This window comes from Marinobacter orientalis (genome assembly GCF_004792665.1).
Classification (GTDB): domain Bacteria; phylum Pseudomonadota; class Gammaproteobacteria; order Pseudomonadales; family Oleiphilaceae; genus Marinobacter; species Marinobacter orientalis.
The window spans coordinates 273190-290286 of the sequence record NZ_SRZX01000001.1; the positions used below are offsets into that span (position 1 = coordinate 273190).

Below are 17097 nucleotides of genomic sequence, written 5' to 3' on the forward strand. Positions count from 1 at the left end.
CACGTTAAGATCCCCTATATCGTACAAAAATTCCAACGGAAATTAAGGAATTCTCATGGCCTTGCCTGAATCGCTGAAGAACTCGCTGACCCTGCCGCTGGTCGCAGCTCCCATGTTTCTCATCTCCGGCCCGGAAATGGCACTTGCATGCTGCCAGCAGGGCATTATTGGCAGCTTTCCGGCTCTGAACCAGCGCTCCAGCGAAGATTTCGAGCAATGGGTGATTCAGATGAACGAAGGCCTGGAGGACTTCCGCCAGACCCATCCGGACCGGAAAACCGCGCCCTATGCCGTTAACCTGATCGTTCACCGCACCAACCCGCGCTGGGAGGCCGACCTGGAACTGTGCGTGAAACACCAGGTACCCATTGTGATCACTTCCCTCGGTGCTGCAACCCGCGTGACGGAAGCGGTGCATGGTTACGGTGGCCTGGTGTTCCACGACGTCACCAACCAGAAACATGCCCGCAAAGCGGCCGAAGCGGGGGTGGATGGCATCATCGCGGTTTCCGCCGGCGCAGGCGGCCATGCCGGCACTATCAATCCGTTCGTGCTGGTGCACGAGATTCGGGAAGTGTTTGACGGCATTATTCTGCTCGCCGGCGGACTCTCCAAAGGCGAGGACATACTGGCAGCCCGGGCCATGGGCGCGGACCTGGTCTATATGGGTACCCGTTTTATCAATACCGCCGAATCACAGGCGGAAGCGGGTTATCAGAACATGGTCATTGAGGCGGTATCCGGCGACATTATCCACACCCCCGCGGTTTCCGGCATCCCCGCCAACTTCATGCGCCAGAGCCTGGAGGCGGCAGGTTACCCCATGGACAAACTGAACGAGGCCGGCAAGCTTGATTACGGCGAGAAACTGAAACCGGTGGACGACGAAGCAAAAGCCTGGAAAACCGTATGGTCTGCCGGCCAGGGTGTGAGCCAGATTACCGATGTTGTGGCGGTCAGTGAGCTTGTCGGGCGACTGGGCATCGAATACCGTGAAGCCCGCTCGCGGGTTTGTGGGTAGGACTGCCGCCGTTACCGGGGTGCCCGAAAAGGCACCCACGTTGCGGCTATTGCTGATCAATCGTCTTCATTTTCTTCGAGTTCAATGTCAGTAGCCTCGTAAGGGTATTGCCCTACCACAACCGGCAAATAATCAACTTCAACTACCGGAAATTCGCCGGTTACCGGATTTACCAACTGCTCGATTTCCCACCTGGGAGCATCATCGTCAAAGGCACTGGCATCTGCGGTCATCCTCACGCCCAGAACAGTGATAGATAGATCATCTATACCACGTAACTTTCCTTCCAGCTCAAACTCGCGCTGTTCCTCGCCATCATCTTCAGACTCTTCACGCTCTATCTTGAGGGCTTCAAGAAAAATACGCCCACTGCTGTCTTCCCGTTCGACACCCTCTACCTCGACCTGATCGCCGGCAAACAGATTTTCCAGGCTGGTACGGCTATCGTTATCGTTGTCAGTGATGATGGTAAACGACGTCACTTGCACCCAAACTCCGCCAACCTCAAAGGTGCCGGCAGTGCGATCAACGACCGAAGTGATAACGCCTGTAACTTCCGCGTTAGCCTCCCTGAGCGTGATTTCTTCAGCCAGAATTGTTCTCGCACCGGTGAACTCGCCCTCGACCTGCACCAGGATTCCCTGCTGCAGATCGCTGACCGCAAGATCATCATCAAGCCCGGTATCGTCGGTCACCCGAACGATAAGGCCACTGATCACGAAGGTTCCTTGCTGGCTACCGGATCCGTCCGGGCTGAAAGGATCCTGAATAATGCTGGTGAATTCGATGTCTGCATCAGTATTGCGGCCATAGCGGCGGAAATCATCGCGCTCAATCTCCCGCGCCTGCAGTGTTCCCGTCGAATAATCGCCCTCAACCTCAAAGAAACGCCCCGCAACCAGATCGCTTACGCCAAGCCCTTCCCCGAAAACAACGGTACTGGCGTCGTACGTCACCTCAATGTCACCGATGGTGAAACTGCCCTGCTGAACAGAACCTTCTTCAATGACGCCTTCCAGTTCCACATCTGCTTTGGTGTTCCGGGTGAGTACGCCAACATAACTTGCGCGGAATGAGCCATCCGCCTGCCGCCATGCACTGACCCTGACATTCAGGCCTGTACCATTGCCAGCCAACAGATTTGCGAACGTTGTGCCATTGACCACGGTCTGTTTTTCGATAATTACGGTCTGGCCCATCACTACGAGTTCAACATACCCGCCAGCGCCAGATCCGTCAGGCGCCACACTCTCAACCTCACCCCTGAGCGTATCGTCATACTCAACGACATTCGCCGTGCCTGTGCCATCATCCTGCCATTCACCATCAATCCGCAGGATCATTCCCTCTTCCAGCTCCGACTCCGCGGCAATACCGTCATCGCTCTGAACCTGGCCGTTCAGACCCCCGGTATCAAACCGGACGCCATTGACAAACACACTGCCGAATCCGGAAACCGGCCCCACGCTGGATCCCGTCCCGCGAATGCCACCATCGGTGATATCAATGCTTGCGCCGCTGCCCCCGCCTCCACATGCGGTCAATATGCTCACAGCCAATGCGCTCAATGCGAACCCGATAGTTGATTGAATGGTCATCCGTTTCATGTGAAGTGCTCCCAGCATTGCCCGGCTTGTGAACAGGCTGCACGATGTGTCATTCCGGTTCTCTGTCTGCGTCTGGCTGAACCGGATCTTCGAAGTAGAAAATACCGACCCCGGTCCTTACCGCCTCCCCGGTTGCCTCAGCTTCACCATGGCCGGCAATATCGCGGTCGTGGGGCCCCAGCCACCTGTCCATCTGTTCCAGCATAGCCTGTGACTGTTGCGCCGCATACCGGCGCCAGCGTGCCATGACTTCCGGGGGTATGTTGTTGTAGACCAGTGTTCTCTGGAAAAGTGGCTGACTGAACTCTTCGCTGCTCACCAGATTGTGATCAATGGTCGCTACAAGATCGGACACATCCTCACCGAAGATCTGCAGCATTTCTTCACTGTCGCCCGCCGGCACATAGGCCCGTTGACGCAAAACCAGCTTTCCGGATGCATCTGTTGCTACAACGCCCACCCGCGCCAGCTCTTCCAGCACCGCCCGCGGCGTCATATCGCCACTGTAGCGTTTGACCAGTTCGGTGAAACTGAGCGGGCCGTCAAAAGGCAGATCGGCAGGTTCGCCATCACCGGTCTGGAATGCGGAATCATGAACCCAGCCAGAAACCACACGCGCCGCACGGTTCTCATGGCGGGCGCCAGCGCTGCGCCCCTGTTCACCTGCCAGAATCCCGCGCTGTTTTCTGACCTCCTTGCGTGTAAGCCCTGTCATCACCGCGGCACGGGAATCGGTTGGCTTTTTACGCCCGTCGGAAAAGTCTTCCAGGGCAGCGTCCACATAGGCGCGCCTGACCAGCTCCGCGAACTCCGCAAACGGTATACCGTTGCGAAGCAGCAGGCGTGCCAGGGGGCGAAGAATGCGATACAGCGCCCGGTGCAGGGAATTTGTCTTTGAATCTGTCATCTTTGGGATTGTATTCCCATGGTGACATCAAAACCAGAACGGGGGCCCGGGAACGCCAGGGCCGCGCCGGTGTTCAGCTGATCAGTCATCTGCCTCAATCTTGCCGATGACGTAATCACCGCCGTTATTACGGAAGTAATCCACCTCTACCTGGTTACCCACGCGGATATCAGAGATCTCCCCGTCACCAATGAGCAATGTAAGGCCCAGGACCGTGACAGAGCTGTCAGTGACCGCCGTTACCCGCCCCTCCATTTCAAAGTCGTCGTCATCGTCATCTTCACGCTCTATTTTGATGGCTTCGAGGAAGCCATCATCGGATGTGCGCTGGCGACCTTCAATTTCGACATAATCACCCACATCGAGGCTTTCAACATCCTGAGTACGCATGGTGATGCGGTCGTCGTTTTCATCATCGTCATCGTCATCTTCGATCAGCGTGTTTCCGGTCAGCACCACACGGACGCCACTGACAACCAGTTCGTCGCCATTTTTCGATTCGATCACACCTTCCAGCTCTGCATCACCTTCGCGAGGTTCAATTTCTTCGGCAACAAGGATACCGTTACGGAAGCGGCCCTCGACTTTTACCAGTAGGCCATCGCCCAGATCGCTTTCGCTCAGACCATCGTCGAATTCGGTATCGCCATTTACCTGAACAGTGATGCCGTTCAGGCTGAACTGACTGTCGGCGTCGTAGTCGCCGGCAATCGCGCCGGCAATTTCGACATCGTCTTCGTCGTCGAAAAGATCGTCTTCCCCTTCAATCTCTTCGGCAATCAGAACACCGTTTTCGATGATCCCCTCGACCTCAATGATCAGGCCGTCAAAGAGATCATCCCGGTCCAGATCACCATCGAACCCGGCATTCTGATAATCCACATCGATGCCATTTATCCGAAAGGTCTGTAACTCGGCATCGAGACCGCTGATTTCGCCTTCGATTTCGACCTCACTGACGTCATCAAAGTCATCATCGATAAGCTTCGCGCCCACATAACTGGCGCGGAAGCTGCCATCATCCAGGCGCCAGGCACTGACACGCACCCGGTAGCTGTTAGCCGAGGCGTCAGCCAGTGCCACAGGCGTAGCGCCCTTGAACACCGTCTGATCGTCTACATGGATATACTGGCCTGCAACCTGAACAGAGCCCACGCCTTCTGCCTCATTCCAGACAGCAGACTCCAGGGGTCCGCGAACACTGTCGTCATAATCCAGGCGATCTGCCTCGCCCCGGCCATCGTCACCCCAGCGACCACGGACCTTGAGAATCATGCCTTTCTCGAGCTGGGTCTCCCGCTCAATGCCATCGTCACTGTTAACGCTGCCGTTGGTATCGAACCTGGTCCCGTTTACAAACACACTGCCAAAGCCGGACACCGGCCCGACACTGGTACCAGAGTATGGCGCATTCTCAGTAGACGAGCCGGTTCCGGAACCACCACCGCCACAGGCGGCCAGGGAGCCCGCGATAGCGCCGGCCAGGGCGAGTTTGACGGCGGTTGCCAAAGCATTGCGTTTCATCGGTCTTCTCCTTTTACCGGGATTATATTTCCAAGCTTTATTTGGGAATTTATTCCCAATTTTTGAGCCTGTCCAGTTCCTGAACATGATATTTTGTGAACTTTCCTGCCTGACAGGCGTAAGCTACTGAACACACAAATGAAAACAGGTGAAGAAAATGTTGGGTTTTCTGAAGGGCGATCCGAAGAAAAAACTGCAGAAAGCGTATGAAGCCAAGCTACAGAAGGCGCTGAATGCCCAGCGCAACGGCGACTTGCGCACCCACGGTACGTTGATGGAAGAAGCGGAAAAGATTTATGCGGAACTGCAGAAGATGGATAAGGAGTAAGGCTCCGAGTTTGGCGGGAGGTCCGGCTGGTATCCCCTGTTCAAAACCGTGGAGCGCCAGGCATGGCGCGACGAGCCCTACATGGAGGTATTTACGGGCGTTTTTTGAACAGGGGGTACCAGCCGGACCGGTACTAGAAGTCTCCCATCAGATGGCGAAGTTGCCGATTCAGACGATCGACTTCACGCCGCATCTGCTGGACTTCATCAAGAAGCTCCAGCGACATGGCCAGGCCCGGCAGGTTCAGTTTTAAGTCGCGCTGAAGACGCTGGGCCTTGCGCAAACGGGCCAGGGCCTGGAGATCAAACTCCCATTGCCGCGTCTCCGGCGACTCCTCCACCGGTGCGATCACACCGTAGCTCACCAGCTTGATAACGAACTCGGCATGGCAGTCTCCACGCTCGCAAATCTCACGCAAGGTGAATGTAGCGGTGGGTTCCACCAGTTCGACGCTCAGAATCCGGTCTTTGTCAGTCATCCTTCACCCCGCTTACACGTGCAGTTTGCTGCGTGGATTGAACCCTTTTTCAGCCTCTGCCAGCTGTTTGTACAGCTCCTCGGCCTCTTCACTGTGCTGCTCGGGCATCACGATCTGAAGTACCACCAGCTGGTCTCCCGGATGCTTGCCAGGCAGGCCCTTGCCCTTGAGCCGCAGTTTGCGGCCGCTGGAGGAGCCCTTGGGCACTTTCACATTCACCTTCGAGCCCACGGTTGGAACGGTAACGGACGCACCGAGAGCGGCTTCCCAGGGTGCAATGGGAATGGTCACTACTATATCCCGGCCTTCCACCGTAAACAGTGGGTGCGGTGCGTATTCCACTTCGATGAAAAGATCGCCATTCTCCGCGCCACCAACGCCGGGCGCACCCTGGCCTTTCAGGCGGATATGCTGCCCTTCCCTCATGCCGGCGGGTATTTTCACGTTCAGGGTTTTCTGGCGCGGCACTATCCGGCCATTGGCATCAGGCTCGTGAACGTTGAACGAAACCTGTTTATCGCAACCCTTGAATGCTTCTTCCAGGAACAGTGCCAGCCGGGCGTGAACGTCTTCACCCCGCATGCGCATGGAGTGACGCTGGCCACCGAAACCGCCTCCGAATCCCGGACCGCCTCCCCGGCGCCGGCCACCACCGAAGATTTCCTCAAAGAAGTCGCTGAACTGGGCGGCATCGGCTTCGGTATAACCACCGCCGCCAAATCCGGATGCGCTCTCCCAACCGGGAGGACGCTCAAACGATCCGTCTGCCCGGGCGCCATACTTGCGTAATTCATCGTATTCGGCGCGTTTTTCAGGGTCTTTCAGTACTTCATAGGCCTCGCCGATGTCTTTGAATTTCTCATCGGCGTTCTCCTCCTTACTGACATCCGGATGGTATTTCCGGGCCAGCTTGCGGTAAGCCTTTTTGATCTCCTCGGGGGAGGCAGACTCGCTCACACCGAGTGCGGCGTAATAGTCTTTGAAGTCCATTCTTGTCCTCACACCTGTTTAAAAATGCTGGGCGTCATTTGCCCGGTTACTACCACTATATTTGATGAGGAAGTGGAAATTACAAGGTGGAAGCGTATCAGAATTGACGCGTATCAGCTGTCTGGCTGTGTCTGTACCCTTGTTTTCACCCCCTGGCCTATCCTAGGCTTGACAGGATAACAGCAACATTTCAGGCATGGCATGCCACTCATTTTCGTTTTCGTTGCGGGAGGACACCTTCCACCATGCAAGAAGCAGAGCTGGAACGGAAAGCCGGCTGGAAAAGTTCTCCCATTCTCGGGATGCTGGCCAGCATCGCTTTTGTCGGCGTTATTCTTGCGGTTCTTTATTCCCTGGGCATCCATGAACAGGTCGTGGCCCTGCTTCAGTGGTTTGAAGCTCAGGGAGCCTGGGCTGCCCTGTTGTTTATTCTGCTGATGACTGTGACCGTGGCGGCCCTGCTGCCCGGCTTTCTGTTTACCACCGGCGCGGGCTTCGTATTCGGGGTGGTGGAAGGCACCATCTATGTGGTCACGGGAACAGTGCTGGGGGCTTCCCTGGCGTTCCTGATAGCGCGCTATCTTTTTGGCGACCGGGCCAAAGAATTTGTAATGGCGAGAGCGCGCCTGCGGCTGATGAGCGAAGAGCTGACGCCCCATGGCTGGAAAATCGTCCTGCTGACCCGGCTGATTCCGTTTTTTCCGGGCAAGCTTTCAAACTATTTCTTCGGCCTGACCCGGTTTTCGTTTCGTGGTTTTGTCGGGGGCTCCGTCATTGGTTTCATACCTTTCTCTCTCCACAACGTTTATCTGGGGTCTATCGCAGCCGACCTGACCGTTCTGGGTGTGCGCGAGACCGGCCGCTCCCCTCTGGAGTGGGCCATATACGGCGCCGGGTTTGCGGGTACCCTGGCCGCTGTCATTTACCTGAACATTCTCTCGCGCCGTGCCCTGGCCAAATACACAGACGAAGAACATACCCTGGAGATCAAACAGTGACCTGGATGAAATGGCTACCCTGGCGCTTTGTGATAAAAAGCGTCGCCCGTAAACACGGCTTTCTTGATCCTATTGCCCTGCTCTCCAAAGTCCATGGTTTCGCTCAGCCCTCGGAGGTTGGCGAGCCCATCGAGCTGCTGCGCGCCGGTGTGGTTTTCCATGCCCGGGGCCTGATCAACAGCCGGGTCATCCAGCACAACCTGGACTGGGTCTGGCCCTACTGGATCGAGCGGCAGTTTGACCCAAAGGATCCTTCGTTCATCCCCCGGGCCTTTTCCATTACCCACATCAACCTAAGCAACCGGAACTGGACCGCTGTGGGGCACCCTGACTGCGACGAACTGCCGATCGTGGACCCGAGGGGTCTGCTGACACCGTTTTTTGACAGTTGGTCACTGGACGGATGGCTGCTGGCGGAAGACGGCCGCTGCCTGCTGCCCTCGCGGATGAAAGATTCCCGCCAGTGGCAGGAACTCGGGGATGTGATCAGCGTGGATACGGAGTCATCCATGGAGGGCCTGGAGCTGAGCAGCCGCTCCTGGGTGGAGCTCGAAGATGGCATTCCGGTCTGCAAATTCCGGGTGCGCGCAAAGTCGGAAGTGGCAGGCTCATTGGTGCTTGCCCTGCGGCCCGCCAATCCGGAGGGGGTCAGCTTCATTAACAGCGTCAGCCTCTCCGACAAACGGGATGGCTGGACTGTAGACGGCAACCGTTCAGTGACCTTCAGTGCCCCTGCCGAGCGGCATCATATTTCGGATTACCGGAATGGCGATGTGCACATTCACCTGACTGATCGCGAGGATCAGAAAGAGGGTGTCTGTGACGTAGGCATGGTAACGGCGGCAGCGCTGTTTTCTGTCGAGGCCGGCAAGACCCGCGAGATCACCGCCAGCATTCCACTCAGCCAGAACCCAGCAGATCTGCCGGAGGCCGATGCCTGGCAGACGGAGCAGGAGGGCCATGCCCGGCTGGTGTGCCCGGAACCCCGGTACCAGTTTCTCTATGATGCGGCGGTGGCATCCCTGATTCTTCATTCGCCGGATGATGTCTATCCCGGCCCGTTCACCTACAAGCGTTTCTGGTTCCGCGACGCCGCCTTCATCATCAACGCATTGCTGAGCATCGGGCTGACAGCCCGGGCTGGAAGGGCGCTGTCGCGCTTTCCCCAGCGCCAGACCAAAGGCGGTTATTTCCGCTCACAGGAGGGTGAGTGGGACGCCAATGGTGAAGTGCTGTGGATACTCAAGCGCTTTTTCGACCTGACCGGCCGCCGCCCGGAAAAACACTGGCATGAGCCCATACGCCGTGGCGCCAGGTGGATCACTAACAAACGCCTGCGCAAGGAAACGGAAGCACCCCACGCCGGCCTGCTGCCGGCAGGTTTCAGCGCTGAACATCTGGGTCCCAATGACTACTATTACTGGGATGACTTCTGGGGAATCTCTGGGCTTCACTCTGCCGCGGACATGCTGGCGGTCGACAGCCCTGACGATAGCCGGACTTTCCGGAACGATGCCGTCGATTTCGCGAAAGCCGTCGATCGCAGCCTTGAGGGCTGCCAGCAGCGCCTGAAACGGCCAGGCATGCCAGCCTCCCCCTACCGTCGCCTGGATGCAGGCGCCATCGGTTCCCTGGCCGTGGGCTACCCGACCCAGCTCTGCGCTCCCGATGACCCGCGCCTGCTGGACTGCGTTGAATTTCTGCTGGAGCGGTGTTTTGTCGACGGAGCCTTTTACCAGGACATGATCCACTCCGGGTTGAACGCCTACCTGACCCTGCACGTGGCCCAGATACTTCTGCGGGCCGGTGACCCCCGCTACCTGCAGCTGATGGACTCCGTGGCCGAGCTGGCCTCCCCTACCGGCCAGTGGCCCGAAGCAATCCATCCCGGCACCGGAGGCGGTTGCATGGGAGACGGACACCACGTCTGGGCATCGGCCGAATGGGTGCTGATGGTCCGCAACTGCTTTGTGCGGGAGGAGGGCGAACGCCTGGTGCTCTGCGGTGGCATACCGGAACGCTGGCTGGAACAGGGCGAGACCATCAGCTTCGGGCCGGCACCAACCGCCTTTGGCACTGTCTTCGTGAGTGTAACGCCCGACTCGGAAGGTTCTCCAACAGTGGCGTGGACCGCCGACTGGCACACAGAAGAGCCACCCATTGATGTGAAGCTGCCAGGGTATGAGCCGGTAGTGGCGAACCCGGGAACAAACTCCACCAAACTGTAAAAACACAGGCGTTATCGAGAAGCTGAGACAAGCAGTGGCGGGGCTGCCTTCCGGGAACGTCAAAAACATGGATGTTTTTGTCGAGCGTACAGGGCCGTATTCACAGCGTGTCCCGGAAGGCAGCCCCGCCACTGCGAAGCCCCCATAACCAACAGGCTACAGAGGCAAACTCCGAAGCTTACTTAACCTTGGGATCCAGCTCCCCGGAAGCATAACGCTCAAACATGCGTTCAAGGTTAACCGGCTTGATCTTGCTGGCGTTGCCGGCAGTGCCGAAAGCCTCGTAGCGCGCCACGCAGACTTCCGTCATCGCCTTCATGGTTTCCTTGAGGAATTTGCGCGGGTCGAACTCGGCCGGATTCTGGGCCAGGAAGCGACGGACCGCGCCAGTACTGGCCAGGCGCAGATCGGTGTCGATGTTGACCTTGCGAACACCGTGCCTGATGCCTTCCACGATTTCCTCGACCGGCACGCCATAGGTTTCCGGAATCTCGCCACCGTATTCATTGATGATCTTCAGCCACTCCTGGGGTACGGAGCTGGAGCCGTGCATAACCAGGTGAGTGTCCGGAATGCGGGCGTGGATGGCCTTGATCTGGTCGATGGCCAGGATGTCACCGGTCGGTGGACGGGTAAACTTGTAGGCCCCGTGGCTGGTACCAATGGCAATGGCCAGGGCATCCACGTGTGTTCTCTGGACAAAGTCCGCCGCTTCTTCCGGGTCGGTCAGCATCTGGCTGTGATCCAGGGTGCCCTCAGCGCCGATACCATCTTCTTCACCGGCCTGGCCCGTTTCCAGAGAACCCAGACAGCCCAGCTCGCCTTCCACCGACACGCCACAGGCATGGGCCATTTCCACGGTGCGGCGGGTGACGTTGACGTTGTAGTCGAAGTCGGTGGGAGTTTTACCATCTTCACCCAGGGAACCATCCATCATCACCGAGCTGAAGCCCAGCTGGATGGAACGCTGGCACACAGCCGGGCTGGTGCCATGGTCCTGGTGCATCACCACCGGAATATGGGGAAACTCCTCAATGGCTGCCAGAATCAGATGGCGCAGGAAAGGCGCACCCGCGTATTTGCGGGCTCCGGCAGAAGCCTGAACGATCACCGGGGAGTCGGTCTTGTCAGCCGCTTCCATGATGGCACGCATCTGCTCCAGATTGTTCACGTTGTAAGCCGGCACTCCGTAACCATGCTCGGCGGCGTGGTCCAGCAGTTGCCGCATCGAAATCAGGGCCATTGGGTTTGTCTCCTTGGTTTATTAAATATCTTTGACAGACTTCCGGGTTTGGAGCCTGCTTCGGATGGCCGAGAAGCTCTTCCGGGACACGCCGTAAATACGTCCATGTAGGCTCGTAAAAACATCCCTGTTTTTTACGGTCCCGGAAGAGCTTCTCGGCCCTCCTCGCGATTTTACAATGTGCTATGCGCCGCGCTCTTCGAGTACGGCAACTGCCGGCAGCGTCTTTCCTTCCATGAACTCCAGGAATGCACCGCCGCCGGTGGAAATGTACGAGATTTTGTCGTTCACACCATACTTGTCGATGGCGGCGACAGTATCACCACCACCGGCCAGTGAGAAAGCATCGCTTGCGGCAATGGCTTTCGCCAGGGACTCGGTGCCTTTGCCGAACTGGTCATACTCGAATACGCCCACCGGGCCATTCCACAGAATAGTCCTGGAGGACTTCAGCAGGTCTTCAAATTTTGAGGCGGTTTCGGGGCCGACATCGAGGATCATGTCGTCGTCGGTTACGTCGTCGATTTTCTTGACCGTGGCTTCCGCCGTTTCCGACAGCTCGCTGGCAACCACAACATCCACCGGCAGCGGGATTTCAACGCGGGAGGCGATGTCCCGGGCGCTGTCGATCAGGTCATGCTCGCACAGGGACTTGCCTACGGGGTGGCCCGCGGCCGCCAGGAAGGTGTTGGCAATGCCTCCGCCAACGATAATCGAGTCACAGACCTTTTCCAGGGCGTTGAGCACGTCCAGCTTGGTCGAGACCTTGGAGCCGCCAACGATGGCTACTACCGGTTTGACGGGATTATCCAGGGCCTTGCCGAGTGCTTCCAGTTCCTTCGCCAGCAGCGGCCCGGCACACACCTCGGGGGCGAAGCGCGCAACACCATGGGTGGAGGCCTGGGCGCGGTGAGCAGTGCCGAAGGCGTCCATGACGTAAACGTCGCACAGGGCTGCATACTTTTTGGAGAGCACTTCGTCGTCTTTCTTTTCACCCTTGTTGAAGCGCACGTTTTCGAGCAACACGACTTCGCCTTCGTCTACTTCAACGCCGTCCAGGTAATCCGTGATCAGGCGAACTTCCTGGTCCAGCAGGTTCCCGAGATGCCGGGCCACCGGCTTCATCGAGGATGCCTCGTCGTAAACGCCCTCTTCCGGGCGGCCGAGATGGGACATCAGCATTACCCTGGCGCCGGCGTCCCGGGCAGCCTTGATGGTGGCCAGTGAGGCGCGGATGCGGGCGTCGCTGGATACTGCGCCATTCTTTACCGGTACGTTGAGATCTTCACGGATCAGCACCCGCTTGCCTGCCAGGTCCAGATCGCTCATTCTCTTGATAGCCATAACATTTCTCCCTAAATTTTCGTGAACATGGCATGGGCTTGGGGTCTGACCCCGTCCTAGATCGGGTATGGGTGTCGAATTACGGCTTCACCTAATCCGACCTACGGTAGGTCGGTTAGAGCGCAGCGAAAACCGACAATCAACCACTGGTTTTTTCCAACCAGCAATGGCTGACATCCAGCATCCGGTTTGCGAATCCCCACTCATTATCAAACCAGCACAACACCTTTACCATAGTGCCACTGGTTACACGAGTCTGTCCTCCGTCCACGATCCCGGAGTGGGCGTCGTGGTTGAAATCGGAACTGGCGAGAAGCTCGTCGGTGTAGCCCAGAATGCGTTTCAGCGGCCCGTGCGCGGCATTTTTTAACAGGGTATTTACCGCCGCAACCGACGTCTTCTCCCGAACGTTGACCACCATATCGATCGCCGACACATTCATCGTGGGCACGCGCATGGCCACTGAGCTGAACCTGCCCTCCATGTGGGGAAGCAGGCGCTCGATACCCCTGGCCAGCCCGGTGTTCACGGGAACAATGTTATGCAGGGCGCTGCGGGTACGGCGCAGGTCCTGGTGGTGGTAGGCATCGATCACCGGCTGGTCGTTCATGGCAGCGTGGATGGTAGTGGTGCTGCCTTGCTCGACACCGAAGGCGCCGTCCAGTATCTGGATGACGGGCACCAGGCAGTTGGTGGTACAGGAGGCTGCCGCCACGATGCGGTCGGCAGCAGTCAGCTCTTGATGATTCACCCCGTAAACCACCGTGCGGTCGACGTCCGACTCCGCCGGCTGCGAGAAAAGCAGGCGCTCGGCCCCGGCCTTCAGGTGCTGCTCCGCAGTGGCCCTGTCAGTGAAGGCACCGGAGCATTCAAGCACCAGCTCCACCCCCAGGTCGCTCCAGGGCAGCTCCGAGGCATCCGCATGGCGCACCACGCGGATCCGGTCACCGTTTACCAGCAATGAATCCCCCTCAACCGTTACTTCGCCCTGGAACCGCCCATGGGTGGAATCGTAACGGGTCAGGTGGGCAATGGTGTCGATATCCGCCAACTCGTTAATCGCCACTACCTGCAGGTAGTCGCGAAACCGATTTTCATAGAGCGCCCGCAGGACGCACTGGCCGATACGGCCGTATCCATTGATGGCGATGCGATACGGTGCAGAGGTGCTCATCAGGCTTCCAGCAACTCCCCGGCTACGGCGATGACGTTATCCACGGTAAAGCCGAACTCTTTGAACAGCTCACCCGCGGGTGCGGACTCACCGAAGGTGCTCATGCCCACCACGCGTCCATCCAGGCCAACGTACTTGTACCAGTAGTCTTCGATGCCGGCTTCGATGGCAACGCGATTGGTCACTTCCAGCGGCAGCACTTCCTGCCTGTAGGCAGCGCTCTGGGCATCGAAGGTATCCGTCGACGGCATGGACACCACGCGAACCCTGGAGCCTTTATCACGCAGTGCCGCGGCTGCATCCTGGGCCAGCCCCAGCTCGCCGCCGGTGGCAATCAGGATCAGATCCGGTGTGCCTTCGCTGTCAGACAGAATGTAGCCACCTTTGGCCACGTTCTGCAGTTGCGTTGCATCACGCTCCTGGTGTGGCAAAGCCTGACGGGAAAAGACCAGGGCGGTCGGGCCATCAGTGCGCTCCAGCGCCGCTTTCCAGGCAACCGCGGATTCCACCGTGTCGGCCGGGCGCCAGGTGCTCATGTTCGGTGTAGTGCGCAGGCTGGCCATCTGCTCCACCGGCTGATGGGTAGGGCCGTCTTCGCCCAGGCCGATGGAATCATGGGTGAACACATAGATCGTGCGCTGCTTCATCAGAGCCGCCATGCGCACGGCGTTACGGCAGTATTCCATGAAGATCAGGAAGGTGGCGCCGTAGGGCACAAAGCCACCGTGCAGGGCCACGCCGTTCATGATAGCGGCCATGCCGAATTCACGAACGCCGTAGTAAACGTAGTTACCGCCGGCATCCTCCCTGGTCAGCGGCTTGCTGCCATTCCAGATAGTGAGGTTGGAACCGGCCAGGTCGGCAGAGCCGCCCAGCAGTTCCGGCAGCAGCGGGCCATAGGCGTTCAGGGTGTTCTGGGAGGCCTTGCGGCTGGCGATGGTTTCGCCCCTGCTCTGGCACTCCTGGATATAGGCCTCGGCCTTTTCGGAGAAGTCTTGCGGCAGCTCGCCAGCCATGCGGCGCCTGAACTCTGCAGCCAGTTCCGGCTCGGCCTTCTCGTAGGCGGCAAAAGCCTGTTCCCACTCGGATTGCGCGGCTGCGCCCCTGTCGCGGGCATCCCAGCCGCTGTAGATTTCCGACGGGATCTCGAACGCGCCGTGGTTCCAGCCCAGTTTTTCCCGGGTCAGGGCGACTTCATCCTCACCCAGTGCAGCGCCGTGGCAGGCTTCGGTACCCTGCTTGTTGGGGGAACCGAAACCGATAATGGTCTTGCAGCAGATCAGCGTGGGCTGGGAGGTATTCGCCCGGGCTGATTCGATGGCACTGCGGATCGCTTCGGGATCATGCCCGTCGACCGCGGGAACAACCTGCCAGCCGTAGGCTTCGAAACGCTTCGGTGTATCGTCGGTGAACCAGCCTTCCACATCGCCGTCGATGGAAATGCCATTGTCATCATAGAACATGACCAGCTTGCCAAGCCCCAGTGTGCCGGCCAGCGAAGCCACTTCGTGGGAGATGCCTTCCATCAGGCAGCCATCGCCAAGAAATGCATAGGTGTGGTGATCCACGATGTTGTGGCCGGGGCGGTTGAACTGCTCCGCCAGGGTTTTCTCCGCCAGCGCGAAACCGACCGCATTGGCAACGCCCTGCCCCAGCGGGCCGGTCGTTGTCTCAACCCCTGGTGTATAACCGTATTCCGGATGCCCCGGCGTTTTGGAATGCAGTTGACGGAAGTTCTTGATGTCGTCGATGGAGACGTCATAGCCACTCAGGTGCAGCAGGGAGTACTGCAGCATGGAGCCATGGCCGTTGGACAGCACAAAACGGTCCCGGTTGGCCCACTGGGGGTTGGCCGGGTTGTGGCTGAGGAAATCATTCCAGAGTACCTCGGCGATGTCCGCCATACCCATGGGCGCGCCCGGGTGGCCGGATTTGGCTTTCTGAACCGCATCCATGCTCAGCGCGCGAATGGCGTTGGCGAGATCTGTGCGAGATGGCATTGACGTTTTCTCCAGTTTTGGTCGGCAAAAAGGTGAACTGATAAAAAGAAGGCGCGTATTTTCGCCGATTAGTGACCACCGGGGCAAATCGGCGTCACTCTTTTCCTGCCGCGATCCAACGATGGATTTTGTGCACTCGAACTTTGGCTGATATTTCAAACAGATCCATCTCTATATCAATTTATTTTGATATAGATATTGATTGACCAGCCAGAGACCCTTAAACTTCTTTCCCATGACTCCTCCAACGACACACGCAGATGAACAGTCTTCAGTCGACGCTCTGGCTCCGATCTTCAAAGCGAGCGGCGATCCGTTGCGCCTGGAAATTCTGCGAGTGTTGCGCCGGGATACCTTCGGCGTACTGGAGCTGAGCCAGCTGTTCGATATGCGCCAGTCCGGCATGAGCCACCACCTGAAAGTGATGCACAAGGCAGGGTTGCTGGAACCCCAGCGCGAGGGCAATGCCATTTTCTACCGGCGCCCCCTGAACCTGGAAAACGCCAGACTCACGGACCAGACCATTCGCCAGGTGTTTGAAACCGTGGACCGTATCCCTCTGCCCGGGCCTCTCCAGGTAAAAATAGAGGCCATCCGTAACCAGCGTGCTGACCAGTCCCAGGCCTTCTTCGCCCGTTACGCAGAAAAATTCCGCGAACAGCAGGAACTGATTGCTGCATTCGACCTGTACGCAGCACCGGTGGCAGACCTGATCCGCAACCGCTCCACCCGGCACGACTGGAACACCGCACTGGAAATCGGCCCCGGCGAAGGCGCATTCCTGCCGGTGCTGTCGAAACTCTGCGAGCACGTCGTGGCACTGGACAACTCCCGCGACATGCTGGCCAAGGCCAGCCGCACCTGCATTGACGAGCACCTGAACAACGTTGAGCTGATTGAAGGGGTGACTGACAACCTGCTGGCCCGGGGCGACGATTTCGACCTGGTGGTAGCCAACATGGTGCTGCACCATGTTCCCAGCCCCGCGGACATTTTTCTGGACGCTTCGGCACTGATGAAAACCGGCGGCTGCCTGGTGGTCAGCGACCTGTGCAGCCACGACCAGGACTGGGTCAAGGATAACTGTGGTGACCTCTGGCTGGGCTTTGAACCGGAAGAGCTCACCAGCTGGGCTGTCGATGCCGGCCTGGTCCCCGGCGAGTCTCTGTTTATAGGCCTGCGCAACGGATTTCAGGTGCAGGTGAGAGAATTCTGGAAAAATCCGGAGGCTGCCTGAGCTCAGAAACCAAACCTG

Annotated in this window: 14 protein-coding genes; 5 read left to right on the forward strand and 9 right to left on the reverse strand. The window is 58.2% G+C overall.

The window, feature by feature from the left end:
* Positions 1–55 precede the first annotated feature (55 nt).
* Positions 56–1021 carry an NAD(P)H-dependent flavin oxidoreductase gene (locus DIT72_RS01395; protein ID WP_135953413.1) on the forward strand — a complete coding sequence of 322 codons (966 nt, stop codon included), beginning with the start codon at positions 56–58 and terminating at the stop codon, positions 1019–1021.
* Positions 1022–1077: 56 nt separating this feature from the next.
* Here the strand turns inward: DIT72_RS01395 and DIT72_RS01400 are convergent, their stop codons facing one another.
* From DIT72_RS01400 to DIT72_RS01410, 3 genes are all read right to left on the reverse strand, one after another.
* Complete coding sequence (locus tag DIT72_RS01400) at positions 1078–2628, reverse strand: DUF5666 domain-containing protein (protein ID WP_135953414.1); 1551 nt, start codon at positions 2626–2628, stop codon at positions 1078–1080.
* Positions 2629–2677: 49 nt separating this feature from the next.
* Positions 2678–3535, reverse strand: a complete 858-nt coding sequence (locus tag DIT72_RS01405; RefSeq protein ID WP_135953415.1) for a DUF6502 family protein — start codon at positions 3533–3535, stop codon at positions 2678–2680.
* Positions 3536–3616: 81 nt separating this feature from the next.
* Positions 3617–5059 carry a DUF5666 domain-containing protein gene (locus tag DIT72_RS01410; RefSeq protein WP_135953416.1) on the reverse strand — a complete coding sequence of 481 codons (1443 nt, stop codon included), beginning with the start codon at positions 5057–5059 and terminating at the stop codon, positions 3617–3619.
* A gap of 157 nt (positions 5060–5216) precedes the next feature.
* On the opposite strand from DIT72_RS01410, the gene DIT72_RS01415 reads away from it, so the two are divergent.
* Positions 5217–5387: a DUF6435 family protein gene (locus DIT72_RS01415; protein ID WP_135953417.1), complete on the forward strand. Its 171-nt coding sequence runs from the start codon at positions 5217–5219 to the stop codon at positions 5385–5387.
* A 133-nt stretch (positions 5388–5520) separates the two neighbouring features.
* Here the strand turns inward: DIT72_RS01415 and DIT72_RS01420 are convergent, their stop codons facing one another.
* Positions 5521–5865 (reverse strand): chaperone modulator CbpM, encoded by a 345-nt coding sequence (locus tag DIT72_RS01420; RefSeq protein WP_135953418.1) that lies wholly within the window; start codon positions 5863–5865, stop codon positions 5521–5523.
* Positions 5866–5877: 12 nt separating this feature from the next.
* Positions 5878–6855 carry a DnaJ C-terminal domain-containing protein gene (locus tag DIT72_RS01425; protein ID WP_135953419.1) on the reverse strand — a complete coding sequence of 326 codons (978 nt, stop codon included), beginning with the start codon at positions 6853–6855 and terminating at the stop codon, positions 5878–5880.
* A gap of 245 nt (positions 6856–7100) precedes the next feature.
* On the opposite strand from DIT72_RS01425, the gene DIT72_RS01430 reads away from it, so the two are divergent.
* Together DIT72_RS01430 and DIT72_RS01435 are read left to right on the forward strand one after the other, a co-directional pair.
* Positions 7101–7853, forward strand: coding sequence for a TVP38/TMEM64 family protein (locus DIT72_RS01430; protein WP_135953420.1), 753 nt, complete (start codon positions 7101–7103; stop codon positions 7851–7853).
* Positions 7850–10081: a hypothetical protein gene (locus DIT72_RS01435; protein WP_135953421.1), complete on the forward strand. Its 2232-nt coding sequence runs from the start codon at positions 7850–7852 to the stop codon at positions 10079–10081. Before DIT72_RS01430 ends, DIT72_RS01435 begins: the two co-directional genes overlap by 4 nt.
* Positions 10082–10259: 178 nt before the next feature.
* Here DIT72_RS01435 and fba read toward each other — a convergent pair whose 3' ends face one another.
* The 4 genes from fba to tkt form a co-directional block, all read right to left on the reverse strand.
* The gene (gene fba / locus DIT72_RS01440; protein ID WP_135953422.1) at positions 10260–11324 is read right to left on the reverse strand and encodes a class II fructose-bisphosphate aldolase; all 1065 of its coding nucleotides are present in this window, start codon (positions 11322–11324) and stop codon (positions 10260–10262) included.
* Between the two features lie 183 nt (positions 11325–11507).
* Positions 11508–12668 carry a phosphoglycerate kinase gene (locus tag DIT72_RS01445; protein WP_135953423.1) on the reverse strand — a complete coding sequence of 387 codons (1161 nt, stop codon included), beginning with the start codon at positions 12666–12668 and terminating at the stop codon, positions 11508–11510.
* Positions 12669–12807: 139 nt separating this feature from the next.
* The gene (gap, locus tag DIT72_RS01450) at positions 12808–13842 is read right to left on the reverse strand and encodes a type I glyceraldehyde-3-phosphate dehydrogenase (RefSeq protein WP_135953424.1); all 1035 of its coding nucleotides are present in this window, start codon (positions 13840–13842) and stop codon (positions 12808–12810) included.
* On the reverse strand, positions 13842–15842 hold the full coding sequence (gene tkt, locus DIT72_RS01455; protein WP_135953425.1) for a transketolase: 2001 nt from the start codon (positions 15840–15842) through the stop codon (positions 13842–13844). The genes gap and tkt overlap by 1 nt, the downstream gene beginning before the upstream one ends.
* Before the next feature lie 235 nt (positions 15843–16077).
* On the opposite strand from tkt, the gene DIT72_RS01460 reads away from it, so the two are divergent.
* A complete protein-coding gene (locus DIT72_RS01460) occupies positions 16078–17079 on the forward strand; it encodes an ArsR/SmtB family transcription factor (protein ID WP_135953426.1) in 1002 nt (333 codons plus the stop codon).
* Positions 17080–17097: the final 18 nt, after the last annotated feature.

What these genes read in the sequence shown, in the direction of transcription:
- DIT72_RS01415 (WP_135953417.1), top strand. Translation starts at nt 5,217, where the DNA reads ATGTTGGGTTTTCTGAAGGGCGATCCGAAGAAAAAACTGCAGAAAGCG.
- DIT72_RS01395 (WP_135953413.1), top strand. Translation starts at nt 56, where the DNA reads ATGGCCTTGCCTGAATCGCTGAAGAACTCGCTGACCCTGCCGCTGGTC.
- DIT72_RS01410 (WP_135953416.1), bottom strand. Translation starts at nt 5,059, where the DNA reads ATGAAACGCAATGCTTTGGCAACCGCCGTCAAACTCGCCCTGGCCGGC.
- DIT72_RS01420 (WP_135953418.1), bottom strand. Translation starts at nt 5,865, where the DNA reads ATGACTGACAAAGACCGGATTCTGAGCGTCGAACTGGTGGAACCCACC.
- DIT72_RS01425 (WP_135953419.1), bottom strand. Translation starts at nt 6,855, where the DNA reads ATGGACTTCAAAGACTATTACGCCGCACTCGGTGTGAGCGAGTCTGCC.
- gap (WP_135953424.1), bottom strand. Translation starts at nt 13,842, where the DNA reads ATGAGCACCTCTGCACCGTATCGCATCGCCATCAATGGATACGGCCGT.
- DIT72_RS01400 (WP_135953414.1), bottom strand. Translation starts at nt 2,628, where the DNA reads ATGAAACGGATGACCATTCAATCAACTATCGGGTTCGCATTGAGCGCA.
- DIT72_RS01430 (WP_135953420.1), top strand. Translation starts at nt 7,101, where the DNA reads ATGCAAGAAGCAGAGCTGGAACGGAAAGCCGGCTGGAAAAGTTCTCCC.
- fba (WP_135953422.1), bottom strand. Translation starts at nt 11,324, where the DNA reads ATGGCCCTGATTTCGATGCGGCAACTGCTGGACCACGCCGCCGAGCAT.
- DIT72_RS01460 (WP_135953426.1), top strand. Translation starts at nt 16,078, where the DNA reads ATGACTCCTCCAACGACACACGCAGATGAACAGTCTTCAGTCGACGCT.
- DIT72_RS01405 (WP_135953415.1), bottom strand. Translation starts at nt 3,535, where the DNA reads ATGACAGATTCAAAGACAAATTCCCTGCACCGGGCGCTGTATCGCATT.
- DIT72_RS01445 (WP_135953423.1), bottom strand. Translation starts at nt 12,668, where the DNA reads ATGGCTATCAAGAGAATGAGCGATCTGGACCTGGCAGGCAAGCGGGTG.
- tkt (WP_135953425.1), bottom strand. Translation starts at nt 15,842, where the DNA reads ATGCCATCTCGCACAGATCTCGCCAACGCCATTCGCGCGCTGAGCATG.